The sequence below is a fragment of the Phocaeicola sp. RTP21198st1_B8_RTP21198_201120 genome (genome assembly GCF_040929485.1).
In the GTDB taxonomy this organism is placed as follows: domain Bacteria; phylum Bacteroidota; class Bacteroidia; order Bacteroidales; family Bacteroidaceae; genus Phocaeicola; species Phocaeicola dorei.
This window is the reverse complement of sequence record NZ_JBCOCI010000542.1, coordinates 1-1,054: the sequence shown is the minus strand read 5'-3', so window position 1 is coordinate 1,054 and position 1,054 is coordinate 1. Positions and strand designations below refer to the sequence as shown.

Annotated in this window: 1 pseudogene; it reads right to left on the bottom strand. The window is 44.3% G+C overall.

Going from position 1 to position 1,054, the window contains the following annotated elements:
* Positions 1 to 1,054: pseudogene (locus AB5935_RS27935) on the bottom strand (hypothetical protein); the annotation flags it as partial.

Sequence of the window (1,054 nt, the reverse complement as noted above, 5' to 3'; positions counted from 1 at the left end):
CTCACAGACACCGACGTTCCTGACATCCCTCCGGAACCTGCCAGCAAATCGGTCAGAACAGTTGCCACAGCCGAAGAAGCCTGATACGTATTCCATCCGCGCTCCTTAGTCCGCAAAATATACAATTGCATATTTTCTTTCAACTTACACAGGGAAGGGTCATTTTTAATAATCCGGTAGGCTATCAATGTATTTATCATCTGATTTCCCTCCCAATAATAAGTACGCCGTCCGTCGTCACAGTAAACACCTTCCAGCATATCCTTTTTCAGATAAGGACGTACGCTATCACCCACATTCACCGAATCCACCTGTTGCTTGATTTCCCAGAGAAGCAGCTTCTCTTTCAAGTATGAAAGAGGACGATAATACTTGTTTCTATTTGCCAACGAGTCTTCTTTCTGTTCCAATTGCCGGACGAAAGGTTCCAATAATCTGACTGCCGAAGAATAATCCGCCTCTACTTTCCACTCATGCAGAGCATGAAGTATTTCTATATCTTCCAGTTTCATTCCTCGATAAGGACGCGTATGAGCATACTCCACTTTCAAACCATTCAGATTCAACTCCACAGGATAACCTGCATCTTGCGCCATCTTCAAAGCCCGCAGAATATGCGCAGACATCCAGAAAGAAGTATTTTCAGAGTTCCCCCACCACGACCATAACTGATGTTTGTTCTGATGATTCGTCAGTCGATGGATGATAGGTCGAATTGCTTTATCTACTTTCACCTTTTCACCCTTACTCTGCATATACTGTTGGTAAGCCAACAAACCGATTAACTTGGATGCCAGCTGCTCATTGCACAAATATTTGTATCCTGTCAAGTAATTCACTGATTCTTTATAGATGTCCAACTGATTGTCAGTGATACTCACCATCACTTCTTCATCCTCGCCGGATTGCACTTTAACCGTCTTTGCATCGGACAGAATACCCAATGTGCCCTCCGCCAATTCAGTTCCCTGTGCCAGTATCGGAATCGTATATTCCTCTCCATCCTGATAGCCATCGTCGCGAGTGAAAAGATAGCTGATGGTCACGCTATCGG